Source organism: Faecalibacterium sp. DFI.5.82 (genome assembly GCF_029076575.1).
Taxonomy (GTDB): domain Bacteria; phylum Bacillota; class Clostridia; order Oscillospirales; family Ruminococcaceae; genus Faecalibacterium; species Faecalibacterium duncaniae.
On the sequence record NZ_JARFIS010000969.1, the window covers coordinates 1 to 293 of the forward strand.

The following is a 293-nucleotide window of genomic DNA, read 5'->3' on the forward strand; positions in this document are numbered from 1 at the left end:
GACAGGTCAGCGGAATAATATTCCGCATAGCCTTCAAGCACCGATTCCAGACTGATGCCTTCCGGGCCATCCGAGATGACCTCGGTAGCCGACATGAGCTTGACACCGTTCTTCTTCAACTGGGTCTTGTACCGGGCACTGTCGTAGCGGTTTCGGGCAAAGCGGTCCAGCTTCCAGACCAGCACTATGTCAAACAGCTTCTTGTCGCTGTCTTTTATCATCTGCTGAAACTCCGGGCGGTTGTCTGTCTTAGCAGAGATGGCACGGTAAATGTAGTGCTTGACGATGGTGAT

1 protein-coding gene is annotated in these 293 nt (G+C 52.6%); it reads right to left on the reverse strand.

What is annotated here, in order from left to right; translation table 11 throughout:
- A partial coding sequence (locus P0G09_RS19720; protein WP_275253525.1) for a recombinase family protein occupies positions 1 to 293 on the reverse strand: 293 nt, incomplete at both ends.